Source organism: Streptomyces sp. NBC_01508, from assembly GCF_045040315.1.
GTDB lineage: Bacteria > Actinomycetota > Actinomycetes > Streptomycetales > Streptomycetaceae > Streptomyces.
Genome location: NZ_CP109419.1, coordinates 4603112 through 4617334 on the forward strand (window position 1 = coordinate 4603112; position 14223 = coordinate 4617334).

Below are 14223 nucleotides of genomic sequence, written 5' to 3' on the forward strand. Positions count from 1 at the left end.
AGGCCGTACCGAACGTGAGTGGGCCCGCCCCCTGGGAGAGGGGGCGGGCCCTTCGCCTCGCGGTGGCACCGCCATGCAGCACCGCAGGACGCTTTTGGCGCCGGGGCCTATCCGAAGCGGCCGGAGATGTAGTCCTCCGTGGCCTGCACGGACGGGTTGGCGAAGATGCGTTCCGTCTCGTCTATTTCGATGAGCTTGCCGGGCTGGCCCACGGCCGACAGGTTGAAGAAGGCCGTACGGTCCGAGACCCGCGCCGCCTGCTGCATGTTGTGCGTCACGATGACGATCGTGAAGCGCTCCTTGAGCTGGCCGATCAGGTCCTCGATCGCGAGCGTGGAGATTGGGTCGAGCGCCGAGCACGGCTCGTCCATCAGCAGGACGTCCGGCTCGACCGCGATCGCGCGGGCGATGCACAGCCGCTGCTGCTGGCCGCCGGAGAGGCCGGAACCGGGCTTGTTGAGGCGGTCCTTGACCTCGTTCCAGAGGTTGGCGCCCTTGAGGGACTTCTCGACGACGTCCGCCAGTTCGCTCTTGCGGTACTTGCCGTTGAGCCGCAGGCCGGCCGCGACGTTGTCGAAGATCGACATGGTCGGGAACGGGTTGGGCCGCTGGAAGACCATGCCGACCGTGCGGCGCACCGCGACCGGGTCGACGTTCGGGCCGTACAGATTCTCGTCGTCCAGCAGGACCTTGCCCTCGACGCGGCCACCGGGCGTGACCTCGTGCATACGGTTGAGGGTGCGCAGGAACGTGGACTTGCCGCAGCCGGACGGGCCGATGAAGGCCGTCACGGAGCGGGGCTCGACGGTCATGGAGATGTCGTCGATCGCCCGGTGGGTGCCGTAGTACGCCGTCAGGCCGCTGACGTCGATTCGCTTGGCCATCTTCAATCACTGCTTTCTGCGTGACCCCGCTCGGCGGAGCCGGAACTTCGGAGCCGGAACTTCGGGGCCGGTTTTCGGGGCCTCAGCGGCCGGTCTTGGGGGCCTTCCAGCGGGCGATGCCGCGCGCCACCAGGTTGAGGAGCATGACGAAGGCGATCAGTACGAGGGCCGCGCCCCAGGCGCGCTCGATCGAGGCGCTGGTGCCGACCGAGTACTGCTCGTACACGTACAGCGGCAGTGACGACTGGGCGCCTTCGAACGGGTTTGGGTTGATGAGCTTCGTACCGAAGACGAGCAGCAGCACGGGCGCCGTCTCGCCGGTGATACGCGCCACCGCGAGCATCACGCCCGTGGTGATGCCGCCGATCGCGGTCGGCAGGACCACCTTGAGGATGGTGCGCCACTGGGGCACGCCCAGCGCCAGGGACGCCTCGCGCAGCTCGTTCGGGACGAGCTTCAGCATCTCCTCGGTGGAGCGCACGATCACCGGCATCATCAGGATCGCGAGCGCCAGGGCGCCGGCGAAGCCGGAGGGGCCGAAGCCGAGCATCAGGTTCCACGTCGCGAGGACGAACAGGCCGGCGACGATCGACGGGATGCCGGTCATCACGTCCACGAAGAAGGTGACGGCGCGGGCGAGCCTGCCGCGACCGTACTCCACGAGGTAGACGGCGGTCAGCAGACCGATCGGGGTGGCGAGCACGGCGGCGATGGCGACCTGCTCGATGGTGCCGAGCAGCGCGTGGTAGATGCCGCCGCCCTCGTCCGTGTCGAGGAGTCCGCTCATCGAGTGGGTCAGGAAGTATCCGTCGACGACCGAGGCGCCCTTGCTGACGGTGATCCAGGCCAGCGAGAACAGCGGGATGACGGCCAGCAGGAAGCAGACCCAGACGAGGCTGGTCGCGACCTGGTTCTTGCCCTGCCGGCTGCCTTCCACCTTGGCGGTGATCAGGTACGTACCGGAGACGAAGAGCAGCGCGGCGAGCAGCCCCCACTGGACCTTGCTGTCCAGCCCCGCCGTCACACCGATCAGACAGCCCAGCGCCAGGGAGCCGGCGGCGATGGCCGCGGGGGCCCAGCGGGGCATCCGGGCGTGCGACAGCGAGCCCTGGGGCTCTATGGCCGTGGGCCGTTGGTCCTGAAGCGTGTGGCTCATGCGTTGGCCCCCGAGTACTCCTTGCGGCGGGCGATGATCGCGCGGGCCGCGCCGTTGACCAGCAGGGTGATGACGAACAGGACGAGACCGGAGGCGATCAGCGCGTCCCTGCCGAAGCCGTCCGCCTCGTTGAACTTCGCGGCGATGTTCTGCGCGAAGGTACCGCCGCCCGCGTCGAGCAGATGGCCCGAGAAGAGGAAGCTCGGCGACAGGACGACCGCGACGGCCATCGTCTCGCCCAGCGCGCGGCCGAGACCGAGCATCGAGGCGCTGATGATGCCGGAACGGCCGAAGGGGAGGACCGACATGCGGATGACTTCCCAGCGCGTGGCACCGAGGGCCAGTGCGGCTTCCTCGTGCATCTTCGGCGACTGGAGGAAGACCTCGCGGATGACGTTGGTGATGATCGGGAGGATCATGATCGCCAGCAGGATGCCCACGGTGAACAGGTTGCGGGCGATTCCCTCGTTCGTCTTCTCGAAGATGTACGTCCAGCCGAAGTACTCGTCCAGCCACTTGTTGAGGCCGTCGAGGTACGGGACGAGGAAGACGGCGCCCCACAGGCCGTAGATGATGCTCGGTACCGCTGCCAGCAGATCGACCAGGTAGGCGATCGGGGCGGCGACCCGGCGGGGCGCGAAGTGCGAGATGAACAGCGCGATGCCGATGGCGACCGGGACGGCTATCACCATGGCGATGATCGAGCTGACGACCGTGCCGTAGGCGAGTACGGCGATGCCGAACTGCGGCGGGTCGCCCTGCGGGTTCCACTCGAAGGCGGTGAGGAAGTTCGCCTCGTCCTTCGAGATCGCGAGGGCGGCGCGGTAGGCGAGGAACGCGGCGATCGCGGCCATGATGACCAGCAGGGTGATGCCGGAACCCCGGGACAGGCCCAGGAAGATCCGGTCGCCGGGCTGCTTCTTTCCCTTGGGCGCGCCCTGGCCCGCGAGTGGGGGCGGTGGCGGGGAGTCGGTGGGTGCGGCTGCTGTATCCATCGGGTTTCTCCGGTCTGCGGAGCCGGGTTACGGCTCCTGGCGGCGGTGCACCGGAAGACGTGGCCGGTCCCGTCGCGGGGACCGGCCACGTCCGGGGGTCAGGACAGGGTGGGGACGATCTCGCGGACCTTGGCCGCGATCTCGGTCGGGAGCGGCGCGTAGTCGGCGTCGGCCAGGACCTTCTGGCCCTCCTCGCTGACGGCGTAGTTGAGGAACGCCTTGACGGCCGGCAGGGTCTCGGCCTTGTTGCCCTTGTCGCAGGCGATCTCGTACGTCACCAGGATGATCGGGTAGGCGCCCTCGGCCTTGGTGGCGTAGTCGAGCTCCAGCGCCATGTCGTTGCCGGTGCCCTTGACCTTGGCGGCGGCGATGGCCTTGGAGGCGTTCTCCGTGGTGGCCTCGACCGGCGCGCCGGCGCCGGTGTCCACCTTGACCGTGGTCATGTCGCTGGCGGTCGCGTAGGACAGCTCGAAGTAGCCGATGGCTCCTTCGGTCTCCTTGACGCTGGAGGCGACGCCGGAGGAACCGCTGGCGGCCTGGCCGCCCTTGGCCTCCCAGGACTTCGAGCTGTCGTCGTACTTCCAGTCGGACGGCGCGGCGGCCTTGAGGTACTTGTTCAGGTTCTGCGTCGTACCCGACTCGTCCGAGCGGTGGAACGCCTGGATCGCGGTGCCCGGCAGCTTGGCGTCGGGGTTGAGGTCGGCGATCGCCTTGTCGTCCCACTTGGTGATCTTCGAGTCGAAGATCTGGGCGAGGGTCGGGGCGTCCAGGACGAGGCTGTCGACGCCCGGCACGTTGAAGCCGATGGCGACGGGGCCGCCGACCATCGGGAGGTTGATGCCCTTGCCGCCCTTGCAGATCTCCTCGGAGGCGGTGACCTCCTCGGGCTTCAGGGCGGAGTCGGAGCCCGCGAAGGCGACCTGGCCCTGCGTGAACTTGGTGATGCCACCGCCGGAACCGATCGGCTGGTAGTTGATCTCGACGCCCGCACATGCCTGCTGGAAGTTCTTGACCCAGAGGTCCATCGCGTTCTTCTGGGCGCTCGACCCGGCGGCCAGAACCTGGCCCTTGGCGTCGTCGCACTTGATGTTCGAGGCGGCGGCGCTCTTGTCGCCGGAGCCGGAGTTCTGCGTATTGTCGTCCGAGCCGCACGCCGTGAGAACCAGGGCGCCGGAGACGGCGAGGGCACCGAGCGCGGTGGCGCGCAGCCGGTTCGTGCGCTGAAGCTTCACTTCGGGTTGTTCCTTCCAGGAGCCGCCTGGGTGCGTGTACGCACTTGTACGGCGGCGTGCGTCGGGGTGGTGGATCCGGCGGTGTGCCGGTCACTGTGTAAGTCCGAAATTAGGCAGATCAGGTGAAGCCGCTGACGGATGGGAGTGAACGGAAGGTGAACCGTGACGGACAGCCTGGTGCGGCTCTGGCCGCCATCGCCGCCCGACACGGCGTACCCGCCGAAAAAGTGCGCCCGACCGTGTCCGGGGTCGCGAATCGCGCGTATCTCCTCGGACCCGACCTGGTGCTGCGTGTTCCGCGTACGGAGGCGTTCGCCGCCGACCTGGTGAAGGAGGCGGCGGTGATTCCGGTCGCGCGGGCGGCGGGGGTGCGTACCCCGGCGCTCGTCACCTTCGACGACAGCCGTACGGAGGTGGGTGTGCCGTACATGGTGCTGGAGCGGGTGCCGGGGGTGGACCTCGCGGAGCTGGGGGATTCCGGTGGGGCCGAGGAGGTCTTCCGGGAGGTGGGCCGGGAGCTGGCGCGGCTGCACCGGGTGCCGCCGGGAGGCGCGCGTGGCGTTCCTGTGGAGTACGAGCCCGAGGCCGACGCCCCGCACCGGCTGGTCGCCGGGCTGCTGGCGGACGGCATGCTCGACGCGGAGGCCGCGCGCTGGCTGGACGGCTGGTTCGACCGGCTCGCGGAACGGATCCCCGGCGGCGCGGCGCCCCGCGTCCTGCTGCACGGCGACATCGCCCCGCAGAACCTGATGGTGACGCCGGGGCCGGGGCCGGTGTCGCTGACCGGGATCGTGGACTGGGGCGACGCGATGTGGGCGGACCCGGCGGTCGAGTTCGCCAAGACGCCACTGCCGGGCGTCCCGGCGATGCTCGACGGCTACCGGGAGGCGGGCGGGGACGCGGACGGCGATTCGTACGACCGTGCCTGGGAGGCCCGCGTCCTGCGCCACCACCTCACCTGGGCGCTCGCCCGCCTGACGAACCCCGCCCCGGTCCCGGGCGAACGCCACTGGACGGCACCCCCGGCCTCCCGGCTGCTCGGCATCCTGCGGTTCTTCGCCTCGTCGCCGCCGGAGCCGTGGCGGGGGCTCGCGTAGCCGACACGTTGGCGCGCGTACTTGCGTCCGCGAGGGAGTAGGCGCAGGGCGAAAGGGCCGATGGCTGGGCCACGAGGCAACTGTGCCTGCTTTACTCGTGGTTCAGGACGGCCTGTACTGCTCGTGTGGGACGGACCGTTCCCACACCGCCTCGAAGGCCGCCGAACAGAGCCGTACGACGGCCGGGTCAGCCGTGCGCTCCTCGTCACCCTCCGGGGACAGTTCGCCTTCCCCCGGTGAAGTGGAGAAACACGACCAGGTACGTGGGGCGCTATGACATCGCGTTCAACCACCTGCGTGCGCGGGCACTGGACATTCCGGCGTCCCGTGAGTTCATCAAGGGCCTTATCAAGGAGGAAGCTTGACCAGCAAGGCTGATCTGAAAGCCGCCCACTGGGTGAAGAGCAGTTTCAGCTCGGGTGGCGACAACTGCGTCGAGGTGGCCTTCGCCGGTGATACCACCGGCATCCGTGATTCCAAGATCCCGCACGGCCCGCTGCTCGCCGTCACGGCAGGCGCGTTCGCCACGTTCCTCGGTGGCGTCAAGGCCGATCGGCCGGATCGCACGTCATGACGCGGAGAGCATCCGGCCCGCTCGCGTAATGACGCGGTGCGCGTCGGCGCCGTACACCGCGGATTCGCGCAGCGTGTCCCACACTCTGAGGTACGTGGCGAGGCCGACGTTGTCGTCCACCCACAATTCCGCATGCCAGTCCTCGGTGATGACGAGCCGGTCGTCGAAGATCCAGAAGCCGTTCGCGGCCGGGATCTTGAGCGAGGCGCCGAAGGGAACGATGCCGAGTTCCACGGTGTCCATGCCTATGGCCCCAGTCAGCCTGTCCAGCTGCGTCGCGAGTACGGAGGGTGGGCAGATCAAGGCGTGCAGGGCGGCTTCCCACATGATGACGCGTAGCTTTCCGCCCGACCGGTACAGCCATTCCTGACGTTTCATCCTCGACCGGACCGCTGCCTCGGTGTCCGGGATGAGACCGTGGAGTTCCGCGTACAGGGTGAACATGTGGCGTGCGTAGTCGGGGGTTTGCAGCATGCCCGCGACAACGGACTCTTCCCAGACGCGGATGGTGTGGGACCGGTCAACCTGCGCGTTCCAGGTGTCTTGCACAGGCCGGTGCCCGTTGGCGAGTTGGCGCCGCCACGACCGGATATGGGACTCGAAACCCCGTAGCCGTGACGCGAGTTCGTCATATGCGTCAGGCTGCCCCGTCGCTTCTGCCCATGCCCGCAGGTCCTCGGGGGTCGCGGTTTGCCGTCCGTGCTCCAGCTTGCTGATCTTTGAGTTCGGCCAGCCGAGAAGGGCGGCCAGTTGTGAACCGGTGAGCCGGCCATCGGGTCGTGAGAGACGGAGTTCACGGAGCCGTATCCCAAGGGCGACCCGCGCTTGCTGGTAGTCCGTACTCACCGGTTCGGTCTCACTGTTCTGTCGCAGCCACCCGCACCGCGAACTCGTCGTATCGGATGGCGTGGTGCAAGGCCGCGTCACGCGTCTGGGCGTAGCGGTTGACCTCGACCGGATCCGTGATTGTTTCGACGGTGAGGAGGTTGTCCGCGTCGTCGAAGTGAAGCAGTGCGATCATCCGTGAGTCGAAGATCCAGAAGTCCTCGGCGGGCAGTCGCAGCCGGTCGGCGTCCGCACGCCACAGGTTGCGCATGTCCTCACCTGTGGCCGCATTGCGCCGTGCGTTGTCAAGAAGGAAGAGCTGCCCGCTAGTCGGCGGGCTGTCGACAATGCGGACCCTGCCGACGCTCTTTCCTTGTGATGTCTGATGACGCATGTTCGTGCACCACTCGTCATCGAGATCCCACTGCACGGTGCCCGTCTCCACGAACTCCCGGTAGGTCTCGTCTTCTCGGTCGGAGGCATAGCCGCGCCGAGTTTCGAGCCGCCAGGCGGAGTGCTCGAACGTCTCGAAGAGACGGCCGAACTCTTCCAAGCTGATCGTCTGGGGCACGCGGTCGACCTCCTTGGGGCCGAAGTGTACGAGCAGTTCACGCGGCACGACGATCGCGGACTCCCCGGGCGTGAAGTGCTGAAGCTGGGAGGTGTCTTCGGGGTCGGTGAGTGGTTTGCCCTGGACGATCCACTCGCCTGAATCGATGTCCTCATGCAGTGCGGGACAGCCACCGTTCTTGCTGTCCGTGCCTTTGAAGCGCAGCTGCCGAGCCATGGCCGAGTCCTTCCGCCGGGTTGAACCGTCAGCATCTCTGATCCTGTGATCCCACGGGACAGGAGGTAGCCAACCATGCAAGAAATCAGGAGCAAATATGGCCTCGACTGAGAAAAATCAAGAAATCTCGGCGCTGGTCATGACGTTGCGTCTCTAACGTTCCGTTCATGGCTACTACGTGTGACTTCATGGCTGGGGCGGCCGAGAGCGCCCCAGCCACTCTGCGGTTCGCCACCGTCCCCCCTTGGGGTGCCGGCCGACTCGCGCCGTATCCGACCACCATTCTCCGTCCGCACGCCACGGTCACCATCGACCCCGTGACGCAGGTCGGCATGTTCCGCGACCGTTTCGGCCAGGTGGTCGAGATGGGCAAGCACGGCACCAGTTGCGGCACCGAGACCTCGACGATCACCAACTCGGACTCTGCGAACGACCAGGGCCACGACCAGGACAACGAGCGCGACTAGTGTCCGCGACCGAGCCGAGGCCCGTGCTCGTGGCCACCGATGCGGACGATGTCACCGCCGACATGGTGATCAATGAACTCAACCGGCGAAGTGTGCCGGTGGTCAGGTTCAACCCCGCCGATATGGGAGCGGGCCTGACGGTCTCGGCTCGGTTCGGTACCCGCCCGGCACCCGTGGCTGGGCAGGTTCGTACCCTGTCGAGGACCGCCGACCTGACCGAGGTGCGGTCGGTGTACTGGCGCCGCCCTGTCTGGCCTACCTTCGAGCATTTGGGCGACGACGACGCGCGCTTCGCCGCCGCACAGGTCCGATATGGACTCGGAGGCACCCTCTACGCGCTCGACGGTCCGCTGTGGGTCAACCACCCCCTTCGCAACGCCGCCGCCGACTACAAGCCCGCTCAACTCGCCCTCGCTCAGCGACTCGGCCTTACCGTGCCGCCGACGCTCGTCACCAACGACCCGGCCGAGGCGCGAGAGTTCATCGACGCCCACGGGCAGGTCATCCACAAAACGTTGCGGTGGACCCCCTACGAGCGAGCCGGAGTTCCGGTGACCGGGTGGGCGGAGCCGGTGACCGCCGCCGAGGTTGACGACAGCGTGAGCGTGACGCCTCACCTGTTCCAGGCCCGTGTGGACAAGGTGGCTGATCTGCGGGTGCTGGTGGTCGGCAGGCGAGTGTTCGCCGTACGGATCGACTCCGGCCTGTTGGACTGGCGCAAGGACTACTCAGCCCTCTCCTACGCCGTGGTGGACCTTCCCGACCACGTAAACAAGGCGCTTCTCGGCTACTTGGAACACTTCGAGTTGCTGTCCGGCAGCTTTGACCTCGCCGTGGACCGGACGGGTGACTACTGGTGGCTGGAGCTGAACCCGAACGGCCAGTGGGGGTGGCTGGAGGCCAGGACCGGGCTGGAGATGTCCGCCGCATTCGCTGACTTGCTGACACGAGGAGACGCACCATGACCGACACCGCGCCCCAGCGGCAGGCCCTTGCCGACCGGCTGGAGAAGGCCGGCGTCCTCACGACTCCCCGGTGGCGAGCCGCGGTGGAGGCCGTACCACGTGAGCTGTTCCTGAATCCAGGGGTGTTCCTGCCCGAGGGCGCCGACCGGTGGCGACCGGTCACCGCACTCGGAGCCGGCCCTGCGGAGTGGGCGGAGATCGCCTACACGGATCAGTCTCTCGTCACCCAGCTCGACGGATACCTCACCGCCGACCGGACCGCCGACCTCGTCACCGGGGCGCCCACATCGTCGTCAACCACTCCGGTCACCGTGGTCGGCATGATCGAGCACCTGGACGTGGAGGACGGGCAGCGGCTGCTGGAGATCGGCACCGGCTCCGGCTACTCGTCGGCCCTGATGTGTCACCGCCTCGGCGAGGAGAACGTAACGACGGTCGAGGTGGACCCGGATGTGGCGGCACGGGCGGACCTCGCGCTGGAAGCGGCTGGGTTCTCGACATGGACCGTGGCCGGGGACGGACTCCTCGGACATCCACGCCGCGCTCCGTATGACCGCGTGATCGCCACCTGCGCCGTCCGCCGTATTCCGCACACGTGGGTCCGGCAGACCAAGCCCGGCGGAATCATCCTGGGCACGGTTGGCTCCTGGGGCTACGGCAGTGGCCTGGCCAAGGTCACCGTGGGAAGGGACGGCACCGCCGAGGGCCGGATCATCGGCCGGTCTTCGTTCATGCAGGCACGATCCCAGGCTGTGGTGCCGGTGGCCGGTGATCTGTCCGCTCGGACGGCCTACGCGGACAGCGAGAGTCAGACGAAGGTGCCTCCCACCATGCTGGACGAGTGGATGCCCGCGTTCCTCGCCCAACTCGCCGCGCCCGGAGCGCACTTCGTCCGGGCCGCTCGGAGCGACGGGACCAGACTGCTGTACGTCTTCGACCCTGAGCGCGAGTCCTTCGCCCAGTTCACCGCTGAGGGCGACGGCGCCGGCGACGGCTGGACGGTCCGCCAGGGCGGCCCGGTGGCCCTGTGGGACGCCATCGAGCAGGCCCTCGTCGCGTGGCAGGACGCGGGCAGCCCCGACATCGACGCCGTACGGCTCCACATCACCGACAGGTCCCACACGTACTGGATTGAGGACAACCCGTCGCTGCGTTGGCGACACGGTCTCGTCTGAAGGAGGCAGAGCGGACCCTTGTGGCCCGGCAACGCCCGCTATGCCTCCGGCGCGCTCTTCGGGTGCCTCTCCGGCAGGGAGTGGGAGTCCAGCAGCGTGTCGATCAGCAGGCGGTCGCGTGGTTGCGTCAGGTGGGTGCGGGCCGTGGGTGGGGGGAGCCAGAGGACGCGGTCGACCTCGTCGTTCGGGGTGAAGGCGCCGTCCGTGGCTTCCGCCGCCCAGTAGATGACTTGCTTGGGGCGGCCGTTGGCCAGGTAGCTGACCGTGCCGAGCCGGGGGCCGGGGGAGCAGTGGTGGCCCGTCTCCTCCAGGACTTCGCGCAGCGCCCCCGCCAGGGCGTCCTCCGCGTGCTTGAGCTTTCCTTTCGGGAAGGACCAGTCGTCGTATTTCGGCCTGTGGACCAGGCAGATCTCCGTGCCGTTGCCGTCCGCCGCGTATGGGGACTTGCGCCACAGTACGCAGCCCGCCGCCAGGATCGTGTGCGTACGGGCGCCGGTGGGCTCGTTCACGCTGTCACCGCCGTCGTCCGCTGCCAGATCCGCTGGAAGTCGTAGCGCGCCGCCTCCACCTCGTGGCGCTGGTCCGCGTGCAGCACCCCCAGCGCGTACGCCGTCGTCGGGGCGATCCGCGGGGTGCGGGCCGCGTTCGCGGCGGCGGCTGCCGCCTCGGCCGCGTCGCGGTGGCGGTCCAGGGCGCTGCCCGCGTCGGTGAGTGCCGGGTCCGGGGTGCCGGCCGACCGGCGGACCTCCTGGGCGTACCGGTGGAGCCTGAGCAGTAGTCGCACCTGGTGCCACGGGGCGTCCTGGGCCTCGCCGTCGGAGGGGGTGGCGAGGCCGTGGACCAGGGCTTCCGCGTTGTACGGGTGTGCGGCGCGCGTCAGGGGCAGCGCGGCCACCGCGTCGAGCAGGCGCCGTTCGGCGGCGCCGCGCGGTGCCGCCAGGATCTCGGCGGCGGGCGCGCCCGCGAGCGGCGCCAGCGGTACCTCGGAGGCCAGTACGGCGACGGCGTCGGCCACCGCGTGGAAGCGGGACGAGCCCAGCGCCTGGAGCGCGGCCGAGTGTGACCGCGTACGCGCGAGCGTCAACTGCCGCTCCAGCAGCGCCCCGGCGCGTGATGCCCCGACCGTCAGCACGCCTTCGCCGTTTCGGGCGGAGGGCACCGGCCCCGGCACCGGCCCCGCCCCCGACAGCCGCGCCAGCGCCGACACCAGCCGGTGCAGCCGCGCCGTGCACGCGTACTCCTGCGCGAGGGTGCCGGACAGCCAGCCCAGTTCCGTGCGGAGCTGGTCCGCCCACACCGGGTCCAGCAGTACCCGGAACGTGTGCAGGCCGCCCCCGATCCGCCGCGCCGAGCGGCGCAGCGCCGACGCGGCGTCCTGGGCCGCCGCCGTGTCCGAGCCGGCCTCCCCGTACAGCCGCAGGCTGCGCAGGAAGTCCCCGCACCGGGCGTTCAGATACCCGGCGAGCACCTGGCCCGCCGTCTCCTCGAACGCGCCGCCGCAGTGGGCCGGCCGCGCCGTACCCACCGAGCCCGCGGTGTCCGCTTCATGGTGCTGCACGCCGGCGCCTCCGGGCGTCAATGAGCATTTCCTGTACGTGCCGCAGCGGCTGCCCGTCCGCGTCGACGGAGTGCCGGGTCCAGTTGCCGTCGGCGCCCAGGTGCCAGGAGGCGGTGGTGTCCGCCATGCCGGTCTCCAGGAGCCGGGTGATGGACGCGCGGTGCGCCGGGTCGGTGACCCGTACCAGAGCCTCGATACGGCGGTCGAGGTTGCGGTGCATCATGTCGGCGCTGCCGAACCACACTTCGGGCTCGCCGCCGTTGCCGAAGGCGAAGATCCGGGAGTGTTCGAGGAACCGCCCGAGGATCGAGCGCACCCGGATGTTCTCCGACAGGCCGTGCACGCCGGGGCGTACGGCGCAGATGCCGCGCACCCAGATGTCCACCGGTACGCCGGCCTGCGCCGCGCGGTAGCACGCGTCGATGACCGCCTCGTCCACCATCGAGTTGACCTTGATGTGTACGTACGCGGGGCGCCCCGAACGGTGGTGCGCCGCTTCCTTGTTGATGCGGGTGATCAGCCCGTCGCGCAGCGACTTGGGCGCGACCAGCAGCCTGCGGTACGTCTCGCGGCGCGAGTATCCCGACAGCCGGTTGAAGAGGTCGGAGAGGTCGGCCCCGACGTGCGGGTCGGCCGTGAGCAGGCCCATGTCCTCGTAGAGCCGTGCCGTCTTGGGGTGGTAGTTGCCGGTGCCGACGTGGCTGTAGCGGCGCAGGGTCTCGCCCTCCTGCCGGACCACGAGCGAGAGCTTGCAGTGCGTCTTGAGCCCGACGAGCCCGTACACGACATGGCAGCCGGCCTCTTCGAGCTTGCGTGCCCACTTGATGTTGGCCTGTTCGTCGAAGCGGGCCTTCAGCTCGACCAGGACCAGCACCTGCTTGCCCGACTCGGCGGCGTCGATCAGCGCGTCGACTATCGGGGAGTCGCCGGACGTGCGGTACAGCGTCTGCTTGATCGCCAGCACGTCCGGGTCGCCCGCCGCCTGCTCCAGGAACGCCTGGACGGAGGTGGAGAACGAGTCGTACGGGTGGTGCAGCAGTACGTCGCGCTCCCGCAGCGCCGCGAAGATGTCCGGCGCCGACGCCGACTCCACCTCCGCGAGGTCGCGGTGCGTGCCCGCGATGAACTTGGGGAACTTCAGCTCCGGCCGGTCGAGCTTGGCTATCCCGAACAGCCCGGTCAGATCCAGCGGCCCCGGCAGCGGATACACCTCGGCGTCGGACACCTTCAGCTCACGCACCAGCAGGTCCAGCACGTACGGGTCGATCGACTCCTCGACCTCCAGGCGCACCGGCGGGCCGAAGCGGCGCCGCATCAGCTCCTTCTCCAGCGCCTTCAGGAGGTTCTCCGCGTCGTCCTCCTCCACCTCCAGGTCCTCGTTGCGGGTGACCCGGAACATGTGGTGCGCCAGCACCTCCATCCCCGGGAACAGCTCCTCCAGGTGCGCCGCGATGACGTCCTCCAGCGGCACGTACCGCTGCGGGGACGCCTCCAGGAAGCGGGTCAGCAGCGGCGGGACCTTGACGCGGGCGAAGTGGCGGTGGCCGCTGACGGGGTTGCGGACGACGACCGCGAGGTTGAGGGAGAGCCCCGAGATGTACGGGAAGGGGTGCGCCGGGTCGACGGCCAGCGGCGTCAGGACGGGGAAGATCTGCTGCCGGAAGAGGGTGAACAGGCGCGCCTGCTCCTTCTCCGTGAGGTCGGCCCAGCGGATCAGGTGGATGCCCTCGTCGGCGAGCGCGGGGGAGACGTCCTGCTGGAAGCAGGCGGCGTGCCGGGCCATGAGCTCCCGGGACCGGGTCCAGATCAGGTCGAGCACTTCGCGGGGCTGGAGCCCTGAGGCCGAACGGGTGGCGACGCCGGTCGCTATCCGGCGTTTCAGGCCCGCGACGCGGACCATGAAGAACTCGTCCAGGTTGGACGCGAAGATGGCGAGGAAGTTCGCCCGTTCGAGTAGCGGGGTGGCCGGGTCCTCGGCCAGTTCCAGTACGCGTTCGTTGAAGGCGAGCCAGCTGCGCTCACGGTCGAGGAAGCGGCCCTGGGGCAGCTCGTCGCCCTCGGCGTGGTCGTCCTGCTCGTACGAGTCGAGATCGGCGTCGAGATCGGGCTCCAGATCGGACACGGCGGCGGCGACCGTGTGCGGCCGGTGTGCGGCGATGGACCCGACGGAGGGCTGCGGGTGGGCCGGGGTCTCGGCAGGCTGCTGGCTGGGCTGGCTCATACCTCCATTGTTCCGCGCGGAGGGCACGACAGGCGCGTCGGAGCCGGCGGGGGCGAGGCGGAACCTTCCGGTCTTGCCGGTCTTGCCGGTCCTGCCGGTCCTGCCGTTCGGAGTGGGGGGTACAGCGGGCTGCATTCCGTGAGGGTCGCAAGCGCGTCTGAATGGCCGGTAACGGCGACATGACGTGCGGGGAAGCGGGGCGGGGCGTGGCGGGGGCGGCGCACGGGTCGTACGCGGTGAAACGTACGGGGCGAACGTACGTGATCCCGTCCGCCCCCCTGCGGCGG

15 protein-coding genes are annotated in these 14223 nt (G+C 69.1%); 5 read left to right on the plus strand and 10 right to left on the minus strand.

Annotated elements, in window-relative coordinates; genetic code table 11:
* Nucleotides 1-107: 107 nt before the first annotated feature.
* From pstB to pstS, 4 genes are all read right to left on the minus strand, one after another.
* Nucleotides 108-884, minus strand: coding sequence for a phosphate ABC transporter ATP-binding protein PstB (pstB, locus tag OG700_RS21320; protein WP_405615886.1), 777 nt, complete (start codon nucleotides 882-884; stop codon nucleotides 108-110).
* An 82-nt stretch (nucleotides 885-966) separates the two neighbouring features.
* Complete coding sequence (gene pstA / locus OG700_RS21325; protein WP_405615889.1) at nucleotides 967-2040, minus strand: phosphate ABC transporter permease PstA; 1074 nt, start codon at nucleotides 2038-2040, stop codon at nucleotides 967-969.
* Nucleotides 2037-3035: a phosphate ABC transporter permease subunit PstC gene (gene pstC, locus OG700_RS21330; protein WP_405615891.1), complete on the minus strand. Its 999-nt coding sequence runs from the start codon at nucleotides 3033-3035 to the stop codon at nucleotides 2037-2039. Before pstC ends, pstA begins: the two co-directional genes overlap by 4 nt.
* Nucleotides 3036-3133: 98 nt before the next feature.
* Nucleotides 3134-4267 (minus strand): phosphate ABC transporter substrate-binding protein PstS, encoded by a 1134-nt coding sequence (pstS, locus tag OG700_RS21335; protein WP_405615893.1) that lies wholly within the window; start codon nucleotides 4265-4267, stop codon nucleotides 3134-3136.
* A gap of 239 nt (nucleotides 4268-4506) precedes the next feature.
* Between pstS and OG700_RS21340 the strand changes: the two genes are divergently transcribed.
* Complete coding sequence (locus OG700_RS21340) at nucleotides 4507-5364, plus strand: phosphotransferase family protein (RefSeq protein WP_405615895.1); 858 nt, start codon at nucleotides 4507-4509, stop codon at nucleotides 5362-5364.
* A 102-nt stretch (nucleotides 5365-5466) separates the two neighbouring features.
* Here the strand turns inward: OG700_RS21340 and OG700_RS21345 are convergent, their stop codons facing one another.
* On the minus strand, nucleotides 5467-5586 hold the full coding sequence (locus OG700_RS21345) for a DUF6879 family protein (protein ID WP_405621864.1): 120 nt from the start codon (nucleotides 5584-5586) through the stop codon (nucleotides 5467-5469).
* Between the two features lie 139 nt (nucleotides 5587-5725).
* Between OG700_RS21345 and OG700_RS21350 the strand changes: the two genes are divergently transcribed.
* Entirely contained in the window at nucleotides 5726-5938 is a 213-nt protein-coding gene (locus tag OG700_RS21350; RefSeq protein ID WP_405615897.1) for a DUF397 domain-containing protein, read from the plus strand.
* Here OG700_RS21350 and OG700_RS21355 read toward each other — a convergent pair.
* Both OG700_RS21355 and OG700_RS21360 read right to left on the minus strand, forming a co-directional pair.
* Entirely contained in the window at nucleotides 5933-6784 is an 852-nt protein-coding gene (locus tag OG700_RS21355) for a helix-turn-helix domain-containing protein (RefSeq protein ID WP_405615899.1), read from the minus strand. The genes OG700_RS21350 and OG700_RS21355 overlap by 6 nt on opposite strands.
* A gap of 10 nt (nucleotides 6785-6794) precedes the next feature.
* A complete protein-coding gene (locus OG700_RS21360) occupies nucleotides 6795-7550 on the minus strand; it encodes a DUF6879 family protein (RefSeq protein WP_405615901.1) in 756 nt (251 codons plus the stop codon).
* 188 nt (nucleotides 7551-7738) lie between these two features.
* Here OG700_RS21360 and tgmA point away from each other — a divergent pair, with 188 nt between their 5' ends.
* Genes tgmA through tgmC form a run of 3 tightly spaced genes read left to right on the plus strand, consistent with a single transcriptional unit; the run spans nucleotide 7739 to nucleotide 10157 of the window.
* Entirely contained in the window at nucleotides 7739-8017 is a 279-nt protein-coding gene (gene tgmA / locus OG700_RS21365; RefSeq protein WP_405621866.1) for a putative ATP-grasp-modified RiPP, read from the plus strand.
* Entirely contained in the window at nucleotides 8017-8982 is a 966-nt protein-coding gene (gene tgmB / locus OG700_RS21370) for an ATP-grasp ribosomal peptide maturase (protein ID WP_405615903.1), read from the plus strand. The genes tgmA and tgmB overlap by 1 nt, the downstream gene beginning before the upstream one ends.
* Nucleotides 8979-10157 carry an ATP-grasp peptide maturase system methyltransferase gene (tgmC, locus tag OG700_RS21375; RefSeq protein WP_405615905.1) on the plus strand — a complete coding sequence of 393 codons (1179 nt, stop codon included), beginning with the start codon at nucleotides 8979-8981 and terminating at the stop codon, nucleotides 10155-10157. Before tgmB ends, tgmC begins: the two co-directional genes overlap by 4 nt.
* 38 nt (nucleotides 10158-10195) lie before the next feature.
* On the opposite strand, the gene OG700_RS21380 is transcribed toward tgmC, so the two are convergent.
* The 3 genes from OG700_RS21380 to OG700_RS21390 are packed head-to-tail and all read right to left on the minus strand — an operon-like array spanning nucleotide 10196 to nucleotide 13936.
* Nucleotides 10196-10666, minus strand: a complete 471-nt coding sequence (locus tag OG700_RS21380) for an NUDIX hydrolase (protein WP_405615907.1) — start codon at nucleotides 10664-10666, stop codon at nucleotides 10196-10198.
* The gene (locus tag OG700_RS21385; RefSeq protein ID WP_405621868.1) at nucleotides 10663-11682 is read right to left on the minus strand and encodes a CHAD domain-containing protein; all 1020 of its coding nucleotides are present in this window, start codon (nucleotides 11680-11682) and stop codon (nucleotides 10663-10665) included. Before OG700_RS21385 ends, OG700_RS21380 begins: the two co-directional genes overlap by 4 nt.
* A 19-nt stretch (nucleotides 11683-11701) precedes the next feature.
* Nucleotides 11702-13936, minus strand: a complete 2235-nt coding sequence (locus OG700_RS21390; RefSeq protein ID WP_405615909.1) for an RNA degradosome polyphosphate kinase — start codon at nucleotides 13934-13936, stop codon at nucleotides 11702-11704.
* Nucleotides 13937-14223 lie beyond the last annotated feature (287 nt).